At 68.4% G+C, this 411-nt stretch carries 1 protein-coding gene; it reads right to left on the bottom strand.

Going from position 1 to position 411, the window contains the following annotated elements; all coding sequences use genetic code 11:
* The coding region (locus BIV25_RS51960) for a hypothetical protein (protein ID WP_071378580.1) at nucleotides 1-411 on the bottom strand (411 nt) is incomplete at both ends.

The following is a 411-nucleotide window of genomic DNA, read 5'->3' as shown; positions in this document are numbered from 1 at the left end:
TCGCCTCCGCGGTCGCCTCCGCGGTCTCCGCGGTCGTCGTGGTCGCAGACGACGCGGAAGCTGGCCACGACGCCGTCCTTGACGTGGACGCCGCCCTTGACGTGCAGGTCGTCGACTCCGAAGCTGGTGCTCCAGGCGCCGACGGTGGCGATGGGGGCGCCGTTGTCGCAGACGGCCCCGCGGAAGACCTCCACCCGCTTGTGGCTGTCGTTGCGGACGTTGAGGGTCTTGGCGCCGAGGCCGCTGATCACGGTGATGCAGTCGCCGGGGCGGGCGTTGTAGGACCGTTCGTTGACGAGGATGCGGCCCTCTTCGTGGCGCCGGCCTTCTTCGTGGCGGCCGCCGCCTTCGTTGCCCTTGCCCTCGTTGCCCTTGCTCTCGTTGTTGTTGCTGTTGTTGTTGCTGTTGTTG

Origin of the sequence: Streptomyces sp. MUSC 14 (assembly GCF_001866675.1) — a bacterium.
GTDB lineage: Bacteria > Actinomycetota > Actinomycetes > Streptomycetales > Streptomycetaceae > Streptomyces.
This window is presented reverse-complemented; position numbering and strand designations above follow the sequence as displayed.